General features: G+C 69.8%; 18 protein-coding genes. 7 read left to right on the top strand and 11 right to left on the bottom strand.

The window, feature by feature from the left end; all coding sequences use genetic code 11:
- The first annotated feature begins 139 nt into the window (after positions 1 to 139).
- Both ABME02_RS11035 and ABME02_RS11030 read left to right on the top strand, forming a co-directional pair.
- A complete protein-coding gene (locus ABME02_RS11035) occupies positions 140 to 1,063 on the top strand; it encodes an ABC transporter permease (RefSeq protein ID WP_353815372.1) in 924 nt (307 codons plus the stop codon).
- A gap of 4 nt (positions 1,064 to 1,067) precedes the next feature.
- Complete coding sequence (locus ABME02_RS11030; RefSeq protein WP_353815371.1) at positions 1,068 to 2,273, top strand: ABC transporter ATP-binding protein; 1,206 nt, start codon at positions 1,068 to 1,070, stop codon at positions 2,271 to 2,273.
- Positions 2,274 to 2,309: 36 nt separating this feature from the next.
- Here the strand turns inward: ABME02_RS11030 and ABME02_RS11025 are convergent, their stop codons facing one another.
- From ABME02_RS11025 to ABME02_RS11005, 5 genes are read right to left on the bottom strand one after another with little or no spacing between them, the layout of a single operon-like run.
- A complete protein-coding gene (locus tag ABME02_RS11025; protein ID WP_353815370.1) occupies positions 2,310 to 2,585 on the bottom strand; it encodes a hypothetical protein in 276 nt (91 codons plus the stop codon).
- Entirely contained in the window at positions 2,585 to 3,745 is a 1,161-nt protein-coding gene (locus tag ABME02_RS11020) for a polysaccharide pyruvyl transferase family protein (protein WP_353815369.1), read from the bottom strand. Before ABME02_RS11020 ends, ABME02_RS11025 begins: the two co-directional genes overlap by 1 nt.
- A 58-nt stretch (positions 3,746 to 3,803) precedes the next feature.
- Positions 3,804 to 4,787, bottom strand: coding sequence for a glycosyltransferase family 2 protein (locus tag ABME02_RS11015; RefSeq protein ID WP_353815368.1), 984 nt, complete (start codon positions 4,785 to 4,787; stop codon positions 3,804 to 3,806).
- Positions 4,774 to 5,706, bottom strand: coding sequence for an NAD-dependent epimerase/dehydratase family protein (locus ABME02_RS11010; protein WP_353815367.1), 933 nt, complete (start codon positions 5,704 to 5,706; stop codon positions 4,774 to 4,776). The genes ABME02_RS11015 and ABME02_RS11010 overlap by 14 nt, the downstream gene beginning before the upstream one ends.
- Positions 5,699 to 6,862: a rhamnosyltransferase WsaF family glycosyltransferase gene (locus ABME02_RS11005; protein ID WP_353815366.1), complete on the bottom strand. Its 1,164-nt coding sequence runs from the start codon at positions 6,860 to 6,862 to the stop codon at positions 5,699 to 5,701. The genes ABME02_RS11010 and ABME02_RS11005 overlap by 8 nt, the downstream gene beginning before the upstream one ends.
- Positions 6,863 to 7,133: 271 nt before the next feature.
- On the opposite strand from ABME02_RS11005, the gene ABME02_RS11000 reads away from it, so the two are divergent.
- A complete protein-coding gene (locus ABME02_RS11000; RefSeq protein ID WP_353815365.1) occupies positions 7,134 to 7,991 on the top strand; it encodes a glycosyltransferase family 2 protein in 858 nt (285 codons plus the stop codon).
- 24 nt (positions 7,992 to 8,015) lie between these two features.
- Here ABME02_RS11000 and rfbA read toward each other — a convergent pair whose 3' ends face one another.
- Both rfbA and ABME02_RS10990 read right to left on the bottom strand, forming a co-directional pair.
- Positions 8,016 to 8,885 (bottom strand): glucose-1-phosphate thymidylyltransferase RfbA, encoded by an 870-nt coding sequence (rfbA, locus tag ABME02_RS10995; RefSeq protein WP_353815364.1) that lies wholly within the window; start codon positions 8,883 to 8,885, stop codon positions 8,016 to 8,018.
- A gap of 3 nt (positions 8,886 to 8,888) precedes the next feature.
- On the bottom strand, positions 8,889 to 9,500 hold the full coding sequence (locus tag ABME02_RS10990) for a dTDP-4-dehydrorhamnose 3,5-epimerase family protein (protein WP_353815363.1): 612 nt from the start codon (positions 9,498 to 9,500) through the stop codon (positions 8,889 to 8,891).
- Between the two features lie 105 nt (positions 9,501 to 9,605).
- On the opposite strand from ABME02_RS10990, the gene rfbB reads away from it, so the two are divergent.
- From rfbB to ABME02_RS10975, 3 genes are all read left to right on the top strand, one after another.
- A complete protein-coding gene (gene rfbB / locus ABME02_RS10985; RefSeq protein ID WP_353815362.1) occupies positions 9,606 to 10,604 on the top strand; it encodes a dTDP-glucose 4,6-dehydratase in 999 nt (332 codons plus the stop codon).
- Between the two features lie 2 nt (positions 10,605 to 10,606).
- The gene (rfbD, locus tag ABME02_RS10980) at positions 10,607 to 11,455 is read left to right on the top strand and encodes a dTDP-4-dehydrorhamnose reductase (RefSeq protein ID WP_353815361.1); all 849 of its coding nucleotides are present in this window, start codon (positions 10,607 to 10,609) and stop codon (positions 11,453 to 11,455) included.
- A gap of 98 nt (positions 11,456 to 11,553) precedes the next feature.
- Positions 11,554 to 12,690, top strand: coding sequence for a glycosyltransferase (locus tag ABME02_RS10975; protein WP_353815360.1), 1,137 nt, complete (start codon positions 11,554 to 11,556; stop codon positions 12,688 to 12,690).
- Between the two features lie 46 nt (positions 12,691 to 12,736).
- Here ABME02_RS10975 and ABME02_RS10970 read toward each other — a convergent pair whose 3' ends face one another.
- The 3 genes from ABME02_RS10970 to ABME02_RS10960 all read right to left on the bottom strand — a co-directional run bounded on the left by ABME02_RS10970 (position 12,737) and on the right by ABME02_RS10960 (position 15,822).
- Positions 12,737 to 14,101, bottom strand: a complete 1,365-nt coding sequence (locus ABME02_RS10970; RefSeq protein ID WP_353815359.1) for an LCP family protein — start codon at positions 14,099 to 14,101, stop codon at positions 12,737 to 12,739.
- Positions 14,098 to 14,565, bottom strand: a complete 468-nt coding sequence (gene purE, locus ABME02_RS10965) for a 5-(carboxyamino)imidazole ribonucleotide mutase (RefSeq protein ID WP_353815600.1) — start codon at positions 14,563 to 14,565, stop codon at positions 14,098 to 14,100. The genes ABME02_RS10970 and purE overlap by 4 nt, the downstream gene beginning before the upstream one ends.
- Positions 14,566 to 14,679: 114 nt before the next feature.
- Complete coding sequence (locus ABME02_RS10960; RefSeq protein WP_353815599.1) at positions 14,680 to 15,822, bottom strand: 5-(carboxyamino)imidazole ribonucleotide synthase; 1,143 nt, start codon at positions 15,820 to 15,822, stop codon at positions 14,680 to 14,682.
- Between the two features lie 65 nt (positions 15,823 to 15,887).
- On the opposite strand from ABME02_RS10960, the gene ABME02_RS10955 reads away from it, so the two are divergent.
- A complete protein-coding gene (locus ABME02_RS10955; protein WP_353815358.1) occupies positions 15,888 to 16,520 on the top strand; it encodes a GtrA family protein in 633 nt (210 codons plus the stop codon).
- On the opposite strand, the gene ABME02_RS10950 is transcribed toward ABME02_RS10955, so the two are convergent.
- Entirely contained in the window at positions 16,487 to 17,338 is an 852-nt protein-coding gene (locus ABME02_RS10950) for a DarT ssDNA thymidine ADP-ribosyltransferase family protein (RefSeq protein ID WP_353815357.1), read from the bottom strand. The two genes, ABME02_RS10955 and ABME02_RS10950, sit on opposite strands and share 34 nt — an antisense overlap.
- Between the last annotated feature and the right edge of the window lie 24 nt (positions 17,339 to 17,362).

Raw genomic sequence — 17,362 nt, 5'->3', positions numbered from 1 at the left:
AGGGAAGGGGGGAAGTGCGCGATCTGCCAGCGCGCAGTATTAGGATCCTACGTGATCGATGTCTGGCATCTGCCTGACGCCCCCATCGCCGCGCCCTCCACCGCGGCATCCGTGGGCCCACCCCGACCGAAAGCTCCACATGACGGACCATGCCGCGAACTCGCGATTCCTCCGCATCGCACAGGAACCGATGGCGAAGGTCGGCAGCGAGAGCGGAAGCCTCGTGCGTGGGACGTGGGGGTCGATCCGCGAGGTGTTCGCGCACCGCGAGCTGATCGGGATGCTCGTCGGCCGCGAGCTCAAGGCGCGATACAAGGACAGCTCGCTCGGCGTCGTGTGGAGCCTCGTCCGACCCTTGACGCAGCTGCTGATCTACTACTTCGCCATCGGCGGCATCCTCGGCCTCGCCCGGCAGATCCCGAGCTTCGCGATCTTCGTCTTCGTCGGCCTCACGGCGTGGACCCTGTTCACCGAGATCGTCTCCGCGAGCACGACGTCGATCATCAACAACAGCGGCCTGGTCAAGAAGGTGTACTTCCCCCGCGAGATCTTCCCGCTGGCGAGCGTCGGCGGCGCGCTCATCAACTTCGGGATCCAGATGGGCATCCTCCTCGTGGCGACGATCGTGTTCCGCGAGTTCCCCTGGCACCCCGCCCTGGCGATGGTGATCCCGTCGATCGCGGTGATCCTCGTCTTCGGCACCGGCCTCGGGCTCATCCTCTCAGCGGTCAACGTCTACCTGCGCGACATCCAGCACCTCGTCGAGGTCGCACTCGTCGTGCTGTTCTGGGCCTCGCCGATCGTCTACTCGTACTCGTTCGTCAACGAGGCCGTCGGCGGGACGTGGATCGAGGCGCTCTACCTCTCCAACCCGGTCACCCTCGCCGTCATGGGCATGCAGGAGGCCCTCTGGCTCGCCGGCAGCACGGTGTCGGACGCGACGAACTGGCCGCCGGATCTCGATCTCCGACTCTGGATCGCCCTGGGCGTGGGCGTGGTGCTCCTCTGGGTCGGGCAGCGCGTGTTCTCGCGCCTGCAGGGCAACTTCGCGCAGGAGCTGTGAACGGATGACCACTCCCCCCGCCATTATCGACGTCTCCGGCGTCTCCAAGCGCTTCATCCTGCACAAGGACAAGTCCGTGAAGGAGCGGATCGTCAACCTCCGGCGTTCGCGCCGCCACCGCGACGACTTCTGGGCGCTCCGCGACGTCGACCTCCAGGTCTCCGCCGGCTCGACCGTCGGCTTGGTCGGGCACAACGGGTCGGGCAAGAGCACGCTCCTCAAGGTCATCGGCGGGATCATCGAGCCGACCTCAGGCACGGTCCGCCGCCGCGGTCGGCTCGCAGCCCTCCTCGAACTCGGCGCGGGCTTCCATGCCGACCTGACCGGTCGCGAGAACGTCTACCTCAACGCCGCGATCCTCGGACTGAGCCGGAAGGAGACCGACCGGTACTTCGATGCGATCGTCGACTTCTCGGGCATCGAGGAGTTCATCGACACGCAGGTGAAGTTCTACAGCTCGGGCATGTACGTACGACTCGCGTTCGCGGTGGCCGTGCACGTGGATCCCGACCTGTTGCTGGTCGACGAGGTCCTCGCGGTCGGCGACGAGCCGTTCCAGCGCAAGTGCCTCGAGAAGATCTCGGACTTCCAGCAGGAGGGGCGCACGATCGTCTTCGTGAGCCACTCGGCGGACCAGGTCGGGAGCCTCTGCGATCGGGTCGTCGTGCTGAACCACGGCGGCGTCGTCCACGACGGGGACACCGCCGAAGGGCTTCGCGTGCTCCGGGCCGGTTTCGACGCCGACCGGGAGGCGCGGCTCGAGCGCCAGGATGCCCCGACCGCAGACGAGGGCGTGACGATCGATCGGGTCGACGTCCGGTCCGATCGGCTCCTCCCGAACGGCGTGATCGCGTCCGCGAGCGATCTCACCGTCGACATCGACTTCACGGTCTCGTCGGCACCGGCCGGGTGGATCGCGGGGATCGCGATCGAGACGCCGCTCGGGCAGCCCGTGTACCGCGTGAACACCGAAGGCCTCGGCGTCGAGCTGCCGCGCGAAGCCGGAACCTACTCGGCCCGGTTCGAGCTGCCGCGCAACGCGTTCGGTGGGGGCCAGTTCCTCGTCAACGTCGGGCTCGTCGCACCCGATGGGCGGCCGCTCGACCGTCGTCGTCCGGCCGCGTCGTTCTTCATCGAGGACGATCCGTCGGGCGTCGGACTCGTGCGCTTCGACACGAGGTTCGCGGTGTCGGGCGGCTCCTCGGCCTGAGTCGGTGCAGCGCCGCGGGGCGCGCGACCTGCCTCGTCAGCGTCCGGTGAGCGCGCGAAGCCCTCGTCGCACGCGGCGCGCGATGCGAATCGCCGGGATCGATCGGATGCGCTCGAGTTGCGCGGCGTACTGCGCACTGGCTGCGGCGAGCGAGTCGCGCTCGGCGGTCAAGCGCGCAGCCGAATCCTCCAGCACCAGGAGCTCGGATTCACGCCGACGCGCTTCCGTCTCGTAGAACTCGATGAGCTCGAACAGGATGCCGCGCTGCGTCTCGGCGACACGTGCCGTGTCGCCGATCACCTCGATGTCCATCAGCCAAGTGCTCCAATCATGGTCATCGTCGACCGGTCGGCCCGCTCGCGCAGCGAGCGCGACCGGGAGTGCTCCTCGGGATCCGCTGCGAGCGCGATCGCGCGCGCAGACGCCTCAAGCATGTCATCCGGCGTCACGCCGTGAGGCGAGTCCGGGTCCCAGGCCCCCGCGTAACGCGACACCTTGTCGTTCTCCAGTGAGACGCGCGGCACGCCGTAGGAACTGGAGATGATCCGTCCGTGCAGCGACGAGCCGACCCACAGGGTCGCGTGCGCGATGTGCGCCACGAGCGTCGAGGTGTCGCGCGTGGTCAGGATCTCGACTCGGCGCCCGGTGCGTCCGCGCGCCGCCGAGGCGATGCGCACGTAGTCGGCGAAGCTGTCGTGCGCGTACGCGGTGCCTGCCGCGAAGAGGACGATGTCGAGGTTGAGGTCTGCGGAGAGCCGGGCGATCGCCGACGCGAAGGCGTCGACGCCGAACTTCCGCACGAGCTCCGTGTTCACCTGCACCAGCGCGAAGGGCACCTCCCGTTCGACGGAGAGCTCGTTGCGGCCGTATCCCGGGCGGCCCGCGATCGCGTGCACCATGTCGGGAGCGAGTTCGGCGTTGCCGCCGAACGACTCGATCACGGACTTCGAGTCATCGTCGCGCACCGACACGCGGCGTGCGGCGAGCAGTGCGCGCGACGAGCGATCCCTGGCGTTCGCGTCGTCGAGGATGCCGAGCCTCGAGACGCCGATCGAGTTCGCGACGAGCGGCGTGTCCCGGTTGAGCGGGTAGTCCATGAGCTCCGGCAGGTAGGCCATCGCGTGCGGATCCGCCTGACCGAGGAACCGGGCGACGAAGGCTCGGCCGGGCGCGCTGGCCTCGGCGAAGATCTTCCGCTCGTGTTCGGGCAGCGACATCCCGAGCGCACCCAGGACGTCGACGCCGCCGATCTCGCCGCCGACGACCCAGACGGCGTCCCAGGTCCGCTCGTCGAGGAGTTCGTGCCACGGTCGCACCCTGACGGGCTCCGCGCCGGGCAGGTCGGCGGTGAGGATCGAGCCGGCGGTGACGTCGAAGCCGGCCTCGGCGAGGTAGTCGGCCGTCAGCCGGTAGAACAGGATGTCACCGAAGTTGTCGCGCTCGTAGGCGCCGATGGTCAGGACATGCGGCATGGCCGACGCTCACCTCCATGGCCGGGCGGACGGGACGTCGCTCGACCTCGTCGAACGGTCATCGAGCGGTGCGCCTGGCATGCTCGAGCGAACCGGCGTCGACGGCGGCGGTATCGTCGACGTCGATCAGGGTCGCCTTCCGGTAGCTGCGCCACTTCCGCACCTGGAACGCCGGGTTGACGACGAGCCAGTACAGCTTCCGGCGCCACGAGAAGTCCCGATCGCGCACGATGCGGAGGGTGTCACCGGCGATGCCGCGGAGCGTGAGGCGCAGGCGGCCCCTCCGCGACATCGGCGGGATGGCGAGACCGATCTGCCGGAGGCCGACCGTCTCGTCGAAGATCCGGCGACCGTACTCGGCCAGGTCGAGGTCGTTCGAGTGCTCGACCACCGCACGCGGTGCGTACGCCTTGCGGTACCCGGCCTGGATCACGTCCCGACCGAACAACTGGTCTTCGGCGTACCGGACGTCGCGATAGGGGATCACCTCGAGCAGGAAGTCTCGGCGGGCGGCCGAGTTCACGTCGGAGTAGAAGCCGACCGCACCCAGGACGCCGTCGTCCTGGATGAACGGTCCGCCCGAGAAGACGGTCGTCCCGAAGTCCGGTCCGAACCCGGCGAAGACGCCGTTGATCTCGTACTTCAGGAGCGGGAAGCAGCCGGCCCTGGGCACCTGCTTGCCCATCACGGCCACGATCGAGTCGTCGATCCGGAACGGCTCGAGCAGCTCCGCGAGCCATCGTGCGTGCGCCGGCACGGCGTCGTGGGTCAGGTACGCGACGAAGCGGCCCCGGGCGAGCTGCGCGGCGAGGTTCCTCGTCTTCCCGTGACCGAACTCCGAGTTCGGGATCTCATGCAGCCTCACCTCGGGGAACTCGCGCACGATGTCCAACGTGCCGTCGGTCGATCCGGAGTCGATGACGAGCACTTCGAAGTCGTCGTCGAGTTCCTGGACGCGCAGCTGCTGCAGGATGCGCCGGAGGTACTCCTCGCCGTTCCAGGTGAGGATGGCCACCGTGGCGAGGGGTTCAGCCGTGGTCATGTTCCGCCTCGATCTCCTTCAGCGTTCGGCGTGCGCCCTCTTCGAGGCTGGTCAACTGCGGAATCCCGAACTCCGACCGGAATCTGGTCGTGTCCAGGATCACACGCTGGACGAAGGTCGGCGGCACCTCCCGCTCGACGATCCGCACCGGGCGGTCCGCGACACGTGCGAGCGTCTCGAGGACCTCCGTGACGGAGTATCCGGCGCCGCTGCCGATGTTGTACAGGTCGAACTCCGTCTCGAGTCCGACGATCGGCACGATCGAGCGCACCAGGTCCTCGACGTAGATGTAGTCGCGCACCATGGACCCGTCGCCGAGGCGGACGACCGGCTCGCCGAGGACGATCTGCCGGAGCGCGATCGGGATCAGCCCCTGCTTGCGTCCCGGGTGCTGGCGGGTGCCGTACGGATTCGAGATTCGCAGGCTCGTCGATGCGAGCCCGTGCCTGGCCTTGAAGTACCGGAGGTAGTGCTCGATCGCCAGCTTGCCGATCGCGTACGGCGAGACCGGGAGCGCGCGGTCGGTCTCCGAGTACTCCTGCTTGCCCTGGTCCCCGTAGATCGCCCCACCCGTCGAGGCGAAGTACATGCGCGCCACGCCCGCGGCCGCGCATGATTCGAGCAGTTCGACGGTCTGCGCCACGTTCGTGCGGATGTCGAGCGTCGGATCGCTCTCCGCCGTCGCGGGCGACGTCGTGGACAGGAAGTGGAAGACGTAGTCCTGGCCGGCGACCGCGGCGTCCAGGTCGGCGCGGCTGAGGAACTCGCCCTGCAGGATCCTGGCGCGATCCGTCGTGAAGGTCGCGTGCCCCATGCTGAACCGGTCGAACGCGGTGACCTCGTGACCGGCCTCGGCGAGCGCGTCGACGAGGTGGGAGCCGATGAAGCCGTTCGCCCCGATGACCGCGACCCTAGGCACGGACGGCCTCCTGCAGCGCGGCGAGGAACTGCGCTCCGGCGTGCGACCAGTCCGTCTCGGCGAGCGACGCGGACATCGCCGCCGAACGCTCGGGCGCGTCCTCGCGCTCGAGCACCTCGATGATCCGCCTGGCGATCACGGCGGGCACAGGGGGGACGTACTCGATGTAGGGGTTGTCGGACACGAGACGGTTGTTGGGCGCGTCGTTCACGATCGGCGCGACACCGCTCGAGATCAGTTCGAGCGGCAGCAGCGACATGTTCGTGAGCGAGAGCACCAGCGCGGCGCCGCATCGGTTGTAGACCTCGTTGAGTTCGGAGATGTCGAGGCTGGAGAGGTTCTCGTGCCGGAACGGGATGACCCAGTTCGAGACGTTCCAGCCCGCGAGGTTGATCGTGATGTCGGGCCGTTGCCGGGCGACCTCCTCGAGCGCCAGCAGCCCGAACTCGAACGCGCGCCTGGCGGTCACCGGACGCGCGTAGAAGAAGATCTCGTCGCGACGGCCGGTGTTCGTCACGTGGTACTTGGAACGGTCGACGGCGAAGTCGAAGTGCCGGGTCCACATGCCGTACTCGTCGTGCAGGCGAGTGGAGAGCCACCCGCCGGCCGTGATGGCTCGGAACCCGAAGCGATAGGTGTTCTCGGCGAGCAGCGCTTCGGACCCCACGGGATAGAAGCTCGGCTCGAAGTCCTGCACGAAGTAGAGGCGGCGGGCGCGGGATCGGTCGAGGTAGGCCGGGTAGGCCGTCTCCCAGCCGGTGGCGAACAGCACCTGGGCGCGCGGGTCGACGCCGGTCTCCCTGTCCCACATCTGGAAGCTCGCGTCGACGTCCGGGTATGCGTCGGCGTCGGCGATCATGGCCCGCACGTCGGGAATGCTCACGGGGATGCCCGTCGCATTGTAGAAGTACACGGAGCACGTGTGGCCGGCGTTCTCGGCGAACTTGATGAAACGGAAGAGGTTCTGGTGCCCCCCGCTCTCGCGACCGGGGGGCGACATGATCCAGGCGATGTGAAGCCGCTCCGGCTCGTCGATCTCGATCGGGTTCCGCCGCCAGTCCGGCTCGACGGTCCAGTCGACGTCGAGCGCATCGTCGTTGGCGACGAGCATCACCGGCCGATGGGGGACGAGGTGCAGCTTCGAGGTGCGCAGCAACCGAGACGCGAACGCACGCGGACCCTCGTCGCGCAACAGCCTGAAGGCCCTGGCCCCCTTCTGGACGAATCTCCTGATTCCACGGCCGATCCGCGGGAAGACGCGCGTCCGCGCACGACTGTTGTCAACGCTCAAATCCACTGCCCATTCGTCTCGACCCACTGTCGCCGAAGGCACGACGAAGGGGCTCCCATGCTATCAGCCGGACCCTCCCGGCTCCGTTCCGGGGGCGCCGCCGGGGGCCTCTCCGGCTGACCTATGCTTGTCGCTGATGATTCCCGATCCGCTCCCCCGCACCGCCGTGGTGACGGTCACGTACAACTCCGAGAAGATTCTCGACGCGTTCCTGAAGTCGATCGAGGAATCGGAATCGCAGCCCCCGACCGTCGTCATCGCCGACAATCGCTCGGAGGACCTGGCGTCCGTGCGGGCCATCAGCTCGGCCCATGGGGCGAGGCTGCTCGAGCTGGACCGGAACCTGGGGTACGGCGGAGCGGTCAACGCGGCCGTCCGGGTGCTCGATCCATCGTTCGAGTACGTCCTGATCTCGAATCCCGACCTCATCGTGCACCGGGGGGCCATCTCGCGGCTCGTCGAGCGCATGGATCAGGACCCCCGAGCCGCCGCCGTGGGTCCCCGCGTGCTGAACCCCGACGGCACGACCTATCCGTCCGCCCGGCTGGTGCCCTCGCTCCGCACCGGGATCGGCCATGCGCTGCTGACACGTGTCTGGCCGACCAACCCCTGGACCCGGGCGTACCGGGCCGAACAGGACCATCCGGACCGGGTACGGTCCGCCGGGTGGCTCTCGGGCGCCTGCGTGCTCGTGCGCCGGAGCGTGTTCGAGGAGCTCGGCGGGTTCGACGAGGGGTACTTCATGTACTTCGAGGACGTCGACCTCGGGTACCGGTTCGGCCGCGGCGGGTGGCGGAACATCTACGAGCCCGCGGCCGAGGTCACGCACGCCGGGGCACACTCCACGAGCACCCAGTCCGCCCGCATGCTCGCCGCGCACCATGCGAGCGCGTATCGCTTCTTGGCGCGCAAGTACCGCGGCTGGTACCTCGCGCCGTTGCGCTGGACCCTGCGGATCGCCCTCGACGTCCGATTCCGGCTCAGCCGTCACTGAGCCGCCGCGGCGGCGGTCCCGCCGTCAGCCGCCGGCGACGAGCAATGAGCGCAGGTAGGAGCCGTACCCGCTCTTCTGCAGCGAATCGGCGATCTCCCCGAGCTTCGCGTCCCCGATCCAGCCCGCGCGCCAGGCGATCTCCTCGATGCAGCCGATCTTGAAGCCCTGCCGATCCTCGATCACGCGCACGTACTCCGACGCCTGCATCATCGACTCGAACGTGCCGGTGTCCAGCCAGGCGGTGCCCCGATCGAGCACCTGGACGCTGAGCTTCCCGGCCTCGAGGTAGCGTTCGTTGATCGTCGAGATCTCGAGTTCGCCCCGGGCGCTCGGCTCGATCGTCTTGGCGATCTCGACCACGTCGTTGTCGTAGAAGTAGAGTCCCGGCACCGCGTAGTTGCTCTTGGGCCGGGCCGGCTTCTCCTCGATCGAGATCGCCGTGAAGTCCTCGTCGAACTCCACGACGCCGTACGCCGATGGATCGCTGACCTGGTACGCGAAGATGAGTGCTCCGTCGATGTCCGAGTTCTTCCGCAGCGCGGAACCGAGCCCGGTGCCGTGGAAGATGTTGTCGCCGAGCACCAGCGCGACCGACTGGTCGCCGATGAACTCCTCGCCGATGATGAACGCCTGCGCGAGGCCGTCGGGCGACGGCTGCACGGCGTACTCGAGCCGGATGCCCAGGTCGGATCCATCGCCCAGCAGCGCCATGAACTGTGCGTTGTACTCCGGCGTGGTGATGATCAGGATCTCGTCGATCCCCGCCATCATCAGCGTGGACAACGGGTAGTAGATCATCGGCTTGTCGTAGATGGGCATCAGCTGCTTCGAGATGCCCTTGGTGATCGGCCAGAGACGCGTGCCGGATCCACCGGCGAGGATGATGCCGCGCATCGGTCAGTCCTCCTCGGACTTCAGGGAGTCGTAGAAGGCCCGTGCGGCCTCCCAGGTCGGCAGGATGCCGGAGGCGGCGGCGTCCGCGAGGGACGGCGCCTCGGTGTCCTTGGGCGAGAGCAGCAGCTCCCCGGCGGCCTCCGGGAAGGCCAGCCCGATCTCGGGGTCGAGCGGGTCGATCCCGTGCTCGCGCGGCGCATCGTACGGTGCGCTCACGAGGTAGCTGACCGTCGCGTCGTCCGTCAGGGCCACGAAGCAGTGGCCGAGTCCCTCGGCGATGTACACGGCGCGACGATCCGAGTCGTCCAGCAGCACGGAGTCCCACTGGCCGAAGGTGGGCGAGCCGACGCGGATGTCGACCACGAAGTCGAGCACGGCGCCTCGCAGGGCGGTCACGTACTTGGCCTGGCTCGGTGGGATGTCCGCGAAGTGGATCCCGCGGACCACGCCACGACGGGAGACGGAGGTGTTCGCCTGGGCGAGCGTGAGGCGGTGGCCAACGGCTTCGGCGAGCCGGTCGAAGCGATACCACTCGAGGAAGACGCCGCGATCGTCGCCGAACTGCGTGGGAGTGACCTCGTAGCTGTCGGGGATCTTCAGTTCGCGGATCTGCACCGGCCGAGTGTACCAAGGCCGGTCGGCCCGGCGCGGGCCGGCCGCCTGACGCGGACGACGGCGCCCGGGAGCGGCGATCAGGGAGACGCGAATAGGATGAAGCGCGTGTCAAGACTCCTCGTGACCGGCGGTGCCGGCTTCATCGGCTCGAACTTCGTCCACTACGTGCTCGCGAACACCGACCACTCGGTGACCGTGCTCGACAAGCTCACGTACGCCGGCAACCTCGCCTCGCTCGACGGACTCCCCGAGGACCGCTTCCGGTTCGTGAAGGGCGACATCTGCGACGCCGAACTCGTCGACGGGCTCTTCGCAGAGCACGACGCGGTCGTCCACTACGCCGCGGAGAGCCACAACGACAACTCGCTGGCGAACCCGCGGCCGTTCCTCGACACGAACATCATCGGCACGTACACGCTGCTCGAGGCGGCCCGGAAGCACGACATCCGCTTCCACCACATCTCGACCGACGAGGTCTACGGCGACCTCGAGCTCGACGACCCGGCGAAGTTCACCGAGCAGACTCCGTACAACCCGTCGAGCCCCTACTCCTCCACCAAGGCCGGCAGCGACCTGCTCGTCCGGGCGTGGGTCCGGTCCTTCGGCGTGAAGGCGACGATCTCGAACTGCTCGAACAACTACGGGCCCTACCAGCACGTCGAGAAGTTCATCCCGCGGCAGATCACCAACGTGCTCCGCGGCGAGCGCCCGAAGCTCTACGGCAAGGGCGAGAACGTGCGCGACTGGATCCACGCCAACGACCACTCCTCGGCGGTCCTCACGATCCTCGAGAAGGGCGTCATCGGCGAGACCTACCTCATCGGCGCCGACGGCGAGCGCAACAACAAGGACGTCGTCGAGCTCATCCTGACGACCCTCGGGCAGCCCGCCGACGCGTACGACCACGTCGTCGACCGCCCCGGCCACGACCTCCGCTACGCGATCGACTCGACGCGACTGCGCACCGAGCTCGGCTGGGAGCCGCAGTTCTCCGACTTCGAGTCGGGCCTGGCCGACACCGTCGCGTGGTACCGCGACAACGAGGCCTGGTGGGCGCCGCAGAAGGACGAGACCGAGGCGAAGTACAAGGCGCAGGGACAGTAGCCGTGCGTGTGCTCGTCACCGGCGCGAACGGCATGCTGGGCCGCGACCTGCAGTCGGCGCTCGCAGGTCGCCATGTGACCGCGCTCGGCCGCGCCGACCTCGACGTCACGGATGCCGCCGCCGTCGCCGCGGCGGTGGCGGGTCATGACGTGGTCGTCAACTGCGCCGCCTACACGAAGGTCGACGACGCCGAATCCCACGAAGACCTGGCGTACGCGGTGAACGCCACCGGCACGGCGAACCTGGCAGCCGCCTGCGCGACGGTCGGGGCCCGCCTTGTGACGATCTCCACCGACTACGTGTTCGACGGGAACGCGACCGAGCCGTACGCGGAGAACCTCCCCCGCGATCCGATCAACGCCTACGGCCGCACCAAGGCCGCCGGCGAGGAGCTCGCGCTCGCCGCGCATCCCGACGGCACCTACATCGTGCGCACGGCGTGGCTGTACGGGAAGCACGGCGCGAACTTCGCCCAGACCATGCTGAACCTTGCGAAGTCGAAGGACACCTGGTCGGTCGTCGACGACCAGCTCGGCCAGCCGACGTGGACGGCGGATCTCGCCGCCCAGATCATGGCGCTGCTCGATGCAGATGCTCCCGCCGGCACGTACCACGGCACGAACTCCGGCCAGGCGACCTGGTACGAGTTCGCCAGGGCGGTGCTCGAGGAGTGCGGCCTGGACCCCGAGCGGATCACGCCGACCGACAGCTCGACGTTCGTCCGTCCCGCGCCGCGCCCGTCGTACTCGGTCCTCGGTCACGACGCGTGGGCTGCTGCCGGGATCCCCGAGATGCGCCCGTGGCGCGAGGCGCTCGCCGAGGCCGTCCGCTCGGGCGCGCTCGTCGCGTGAGGCGGACCGCGGCGACGCCTGTGAGCGATGCACGACGCCGGGACGCTCGCCCCGACTAGTCTGGGCGAGCGGACGCGAGACGGAAGGAGAAGCTCGGCGTGACCACCACCCTCCGGTTGATCGTCGACCAGATCGTCGCTCCGGTGCCCGGCGCGATCGGGCGGTACACGCGCGACCTCGGCCGCGCGCTGATCGCCTCCGCCCCGGCGGGATGCGAGGTCGAGGGCATCGTCTCGTCGTCCCTCCCCGGCGACTACGCCACGGTCGAGTCCGAACTGGCCGGGCTCTCCGGCCTGTACAAGTCCTCGCTCGCGCGCCGTGAGCTCGCCGCTGCCTGGCAGTTCGGCCTCACGACCTCGCCGGGCGGGGGGATGATCCACGGGACGAGCCTGTTCGCCCCCCTGCGCAAGCACGACGCCGATGCGGGCGACCAGACGGTCGTCACCGTCCACGACGTCCTCGCGTGGACCCACCCCGAGGCGCTGAGCTCGGCATCCGTCGCGTGGCAGAAGGGCATGCTGAAGCGCGCTCGGAAGCACGCGGACGCCGTCGTCGTCCCGACGCACGCCCTCGCCGATCGGCTCTCCATGGTCGCCGACTTCGGGGACCGCGTCCGCGTGGTCGGCACGGCGCCCCGTGCGGGCCTGGTCGTCGGTGCCGACGCGGAGACGCGCGCCGCGCGGCTCGGACTCCCCGACGCGTACGTCGCCGTCTCGGGCACGCTCGAGCCGCGGAAGGGCCTCGTCGACGTCCTGACCGCGCTCGGGCGCCGCGACGTGCCCGACGTCCCGATCGTCGTCCTCGGCCCCGAGGGCTGGGGCGACCAGCACCTCGCGCAGACCGCCGACGAGCTCGGCATCGACGTGCGACGCATCCATCGATTCGACGACCTCCCGGCCGAGGACCTCGCGGTGGTGATCGCCGGCGCCGCCGCCTACCTCGCCCCCGCGCACGACGACGACTCGGGCACCGAACTCATCGAGGCGTTCTCGCTGGGCGCACCGGTCATCCACTCGGACACGCCGTCATACCTCGAGATCTCCGCCGGGGCCGGCCTCAGCGTGCCGGTCGGCGACGGCGACGGCTACGCCGACCGCCTCGCCGCGGCCATCACGAGCGTCGTCGAGGACCGCGACGCCGCGTACCGCCTCGCGGTCTCGGGCCACGACCGTTCCCGGGCCTACGACTGGCGCGACGCCGCGGAGCGGATCTGGTACCTCCACGCCGAGCTCTGAGCCCCGCGACGCGGGCGGGTGCCGGGGCTCCGGGAGGCGTGGCTCGTCACCCCTCCGCGGGCTCCGTCGTCGGCGGCACCAGCGCCTCCTGGATCATCTGCCGGATCGCCTCGTAGTCGGGGGCGAGCGGGTCCACGCCGTTGTCCGGGACCAGCGGCACGTCGATGATCGGCAGCTCCCGGGTCTTGGCCGCCAGGTCGACGAAGTACCCGAGCATCGACTGCGGGACATCCGTCTTCACGACCTGGGAGCCGGCCGCGGCGACATCCTGGAACTTGGAGAGCACGTTCGCCGCGTTGAACTGCGCGAGCACGGCCTCCTGGATCTGCAGCTGCCTGGCCATCCGGTCGTAGTCGCTCGTCCCGTGCCGGGACCGGGCGTACCACAGCGCGTGGTAGCCGTCGAGGTGCTGCTCCCCTGCCGGGATCCACTCGGCGACGGTCGTGAACGTCTCGTCCGCGTGGATCGGCACGTCGTGCGGCACGTCGACGGTGACCCCGCCGAGCGCGTCGATGAGCTGCTGGAACCCGGCCATGTCGATGAGCACGTAGTACTGGATGGTGAGGCCCGTGATGCCCTCGGCCGCATCCCGCATCGCCTCGATGCCCGGCTCGCTCCCCTGCGACACGGCATCGGGATACCGTTCGGGGCTCTTCAGCTCGACCTCGGTGTAGATCGAGTTGAGCTGGCACAGGTCGACGTCGCAGACGCCGTTCGCCCCGTAGCCGTCGGGATACGTCGCGCGCATCGGCGAGGACTCGTCGAACGGCACGTTCGTCAGGTCGCGCGGAAGGCCGATCGTCACCGCCTGCCCGGTCTCCGCGTCCACGCTCACGACGCGGATGCTGTCGGGGCGCAGTCCCTCGCGATCGGGCCCGGCGTCGCCGCCGAGCAGCAGGATGTTGTAGCGACCGTCGATGGGCGGCTCGCTCGGACCGGCGACGAAGACGGACGACAGGAAGCCGCTCGCGCTCGTGGCCACGTAGGCCCCGTAGGCGGCACCCCCCGAGAACAGCACCATCGCGACGATGGCGAGCGCCGCGATCCCACCGCGCGCGGCGGGGACGGTCTTCACGAGGCGGACGAGCCGGAGCGTGTCGAGCGTGAGCAGGACCCAGAGCACCGCGTAGAAGACGGCGGCGATCGCGACGATCCAGAGGACGATGCTGTTCGAGGCGAGCGTGTAGACGACGGCGGGCGCGACGAGCCAGGTGACGAACGCGGCGACGACGAGGGTCCACAGCACGAGCGTCGCGCCGAGGCCGAGCCGCCCGAGCCGGTGGTTGCCGGCGAGGGACTGCGCCGACCCGGGGATCAGGATGTTGAGGCCGACGAGCCACCATCCGCGCCGCGTCATGACCGGGCGCGAACCGGTGTCCGGGTAGCGGATCGGGCTCTCGGCGAGGCTCATCGGCTCGACTTCAGCCGTTCGTTCTTCTCCTCGACGAGCGCCGCGAGCGAGGCGGCGTACCCGGCGAGCGCGTCGCGCAGTGCATCGTCGGCGGTGGCGAGGATCTTGACCGCGACGAGGCCGGCGTTCTTCGCCCCGCCGATCGACACGGTCGCGACCGGCACGCCGGCGGGCATCTGCACGATCGAGAGCAGGGAGTCGAGCCCGTCGAGTCGCGACAACGGCACGGGAACGCCGACCACCGGGAGGGTCGTCACCGATGCGAGCATGCCCGGAAGGTGCGCGGCGCCGCCGGCACCGGCGATGATGACGCGGATGCCGCGTCCGGCAGCCTCCTTGCCGTACGCGATCATCTTCTCCGGCGTCCGGTGCGCCGAGACCACCTCGACCTCGTGCGGCACCCCGAACTCGTCGAGGAGCTCCGACGCGTCCTTCATCACGGACCAGTCCGAATCCGAGCCCATGACGACGCCGACGAGGGGGGTGGTGGGGTTGCCTGCGATCACTCGATCGATATTAGGGCCGTCTGCTGCGAGTTCCCCGCAGCGGCGCTCCGCCGGGGCGCACGCCGCCGGGTCTCAGTCCTGCAACGCGGCGGCCGCCGCGCGCGCCTCGTAGACCGCGTCGTCGAGGTCGTCGCCGATCGCGGTCACGTGGCCGACCTTCCGGCCGGGTCGGGGGGCCTTGCCGTAGTTGTGGATCTTCACGGTCGGGTGCGACGCGAGCGCTTCGGCGTACCGGTCGGCGAGGGTGCCGTCGGCGGGACCTCCGAGCAGGTTCACCATGACCGCCCACTCCGCGTGGCAGCCGGTGCCGCCGAGCGGCAGGTCGAGCACGGCCCGCAGGTGCTGCTCGAACTGGCTGGTGGTCGCACCGTCCATGCTCCAGTGCCCGGAGTTGTGGGGGCGCATCGCCAGTTCGTTCACGAGCACACGGTCATCGGTCGTCTCGAACATCTCGACGGCGAGCACGCCGGTGACGTCGAGGCCCTCGGCGATCGCGACGGCGACGTCGGCGGCGACGTCGGCGAGACGACCCGCCGAGTGCGGTGCGGGGGCGATGACCTCGCTGCAGACGCCCCCCACCTGGACGGTCTCCACGAGCGGCCAGGCGACGACCTCGCCAGACGGGCGGCGCGCGACGAGCTGGGCGAGCTCGCGGCGGAAGTCGACGAGCTCCTCGGCGAGCAGCGCCCCGTCACGGCCGTCCTCCACGGCGGCGGCGAACCACTCGGCGACCTCGGCCGCGGCGCGCACCACGCGCACGCCCTTGCCGTCGTAGCCACCGCGGGGGGTCTTCACGACGGCCGAGCCGCCGTGCTCGGCGATGAAGGCGTCGAGTTCCTCGGGGCCCGAGACGCGCGCCCACTCGGGGACCGGGAGGCCGAGCTCGGAGAGGCGCTCGCGCATGAGGAGCTTGTCCTGCGCGAAGCGCAGGGCGTCGGGACCGGGGTGCACGCGGATCCCCGCGTCGACGAGCGCGCGCAGCACGTCCTGCGGGACGTGCTCGTGGTCGAACGTCACGACGTCGACCTCACGGGCGAACGGGAGCACCGCGTCGATGTCGGTGTAGTCGGCGACGCGGTCGGCCGCGAGACCGGCCGCCATCCCGTCGGCCTCCGCGAGCACCCTGAGCTCGACGCCGAGCTCGATCGCCGCGGGGATCATCATGCGGGCGAGCTGCCCTGCGCCGATCACTCCGACTCGCACGTGACGCACCATCCGTTCCCGCGGCGCCGATCGCCGCGACATCCCAGTCTAGGCGAGCGCTCGTCTAGGATCGGGGGGTGTCCGAGACCGTCCGCACGTTCGCGTCGCGGGCGTGGCACGGGTTCCTCGCCTACCTCGTCAAGTTCGGCGTCGTGGGGCTCATCGGCTTCGTGATCGACGTCGCGCTCTTCAACGCGCTGCGGGTCGGGGTGTTCGGCACCGACACGTGGGCGCAGACGGCGATCGGGGCGAAGACGATCTCGACGAGCGTCGCGATCGTCTTCAACTGGCTCGGCAACCGCTACTGGACCTTCCGCCGGCACCGACGACGGCACGTGCTGCGCGAGTTCGCCGAGTACCTCGTCGTGTCGCTCGGCGGCATGGCGATCTCGCTGCTCTGCCTGTGGATCAGCCACTACCTGCTCGGTTTCACGAGCCTGCTCGCCGACAACATCTCCTCGAACGTCATCGGCCTCGGACTCGGCACGGCGTTCCGGTTCCTGCTCTACCGGTACTGGGTCTTCGGCCACCACCGGAGCGACGGACTGTCGAACCTCGCGCGGGTCGAGGAGGCGCAGCGCGCGCTGTTCGAGCAGCCGCCGCTCGAGCACGGACCGCTCGAGACCGAGCGGTCCGTCGCAGCGTCACCGCCTCCGGGCGACGCCTCCGATGCGGCTCAGTCGCCGGAGCCGAGGAACCAGGGCGGGTAGACCGCCACGCGAGTCTTCGCGCCGACCGCCTGCAGCGCGGCGCGCACGCGATCGCGCACGCGATCGTTGGAGACCGCGATGAGCGCGATGCGCTCGAGCGGCACGTCGCCCCGGACGAGCAGTTCGCCGGTCCGCAGCCCCTCGCCGTCATCGGCGAGCGTGAGGCGGACGATGGCGCGCGAGACCGCCGACCAGTCGGCTGCGAGCTCAGCGCCGCCGACCGCGGCATCCGTCGCGCTCACGACGACCTCGCCGTCGATGTCGCGCCGGGCGCCGGCGGCCGCCGCGACGGACGACACCAGGATGACGTGATCGGCCGCGGCGCGCTCGACGGCCTCCGGCGCGAGCCGCGGGTCCTGCGTGCCGGTGCGGATCGCGTCCCACAGGTGTGCGTCGGTGCTCAGCAGGAACGGCACGTACTCGGCGACCGTCGCGTCGGCGCCGGGTACCGTCGCGCTCCGACGGTAGGCGCGTGCGGCGGGTGCGGCGACGTCGACCGCGGGCGTCGCGGGCGGGTCGCCGGCATCGGCGAGGATGGCGCCGGCGCCGAGGATGCGGCCGAGGTTCTCGATGTGCGTGACGTGGTAGATCCTCGTCTTGCCGACGTCGACGGGCGCGGCCGAGGCGCCGGACGCGCGGGACGACCGGGCGGATGCCGCGGGCTTCGCGCTCCGGGCGGCGGGGCCATCCCGCAGCGTGCTCCGCCCCGCAGACGTCCGGGTCGCACGTGCGGGCTTCGGCGCGGCCGCGGGCTCAGGCGGGGGCGAGCAGATCGCGCAGAGGCCCTCGTCGAATCCGTGGATGCATTCCTCGCCCAAGTGGTCTCGCCCTTCGTCCCGAAC

This window comes from Agromyces zhanjiangensis, from assembly GCF_040496055.1.
GTDB lineage: Bacteria > Actinomycetota > Actinomycetes > Actinomycetales > Microbacteriaceae > Agromyces > Agromyces zhanjiangensis.
Note: the sequence above shows the minus strand (reverse complement) of the source record. Positions and strands in the feature narration are given on the sequence as shown.

What these genes read in the sequence shown, in the direction of transcription:
- ABME02_RS11035 (WP_353815372.1), top strand. Translation starts at nt 140, where the DNA reads ATGACGGACCATGCCGCGAACTCGCGATTCCTCCGCATCGCACAGGAA.
- ABME02_RS11030 (WP_353815371.1), top strand. Translation starts at nt 1,068, where the DNA reads ATGACCACTCCCCCCGCCATTATCGACGTCTCCGGCGTCTCCAAGCGC.
- ABME02_RS11025 (WP_353815370.1), bottom strand. Translation starts at nt 2,585, where the DNA reads ATGGACATCGAGGTGATCGGCGACACGGCACGTGTCGCCGAGACGCAG.
- ABME02_RS11020 (WP_353815369.1), bottom strand. Translation starts at nt 3,745, where the DNA reads ATGCCGCATGTCCTGACCATCGGCGCCTACGAGCGCGACAACTTCGGT.
- ABME02_RS11015 (WP_353815368.1), bottom strand. Translation starts at nt 4,787, where the DNA reads ATGACCACGGCTGAACCCCTCGCCACGGTGGCCATCCTCACCTGGAAC.
- ABME02_RS11000 (WP_353815365.1), top strand. Translation starts at nt 7,134, where the DNA reads ATGATTCCCGATCCGCTCCCCCGCACCGCCGTGGTGACGGTCACGTAC.
- rfbA (WP_353815364.1), bottom strand. Translation starts at nt 8,885, where the DNA reads ATGCGCGGCATCATCCTCGCCGGTGGATCCGGCACGCGTCTCTGGCCG.
- ABME02_RS10970 (WP_353815359.1), bottom strand. Translation starts at nt 14,101, where the DNA reads ATGAGCCTCGCCGAGAGCCCGATCCGCTACCCGGACACCGGTTCGCGC.
- purE (WP_353815600.1), bottom strand. Translation starts at nt 14,565, where the DNA reads ATGGGCTCGGATTCGGACTGGTCCGTGATGAAGGACGCGTCGGAGCTC.
- ABME02_RS10960 (WP_353815599.1), bottom strand. Translation starts at nt 15,822, where the DNA reads ATGGTGCGTCACGTGCGAGTCGGAGTGATCGGCGCAGGGCAGCTCGCC.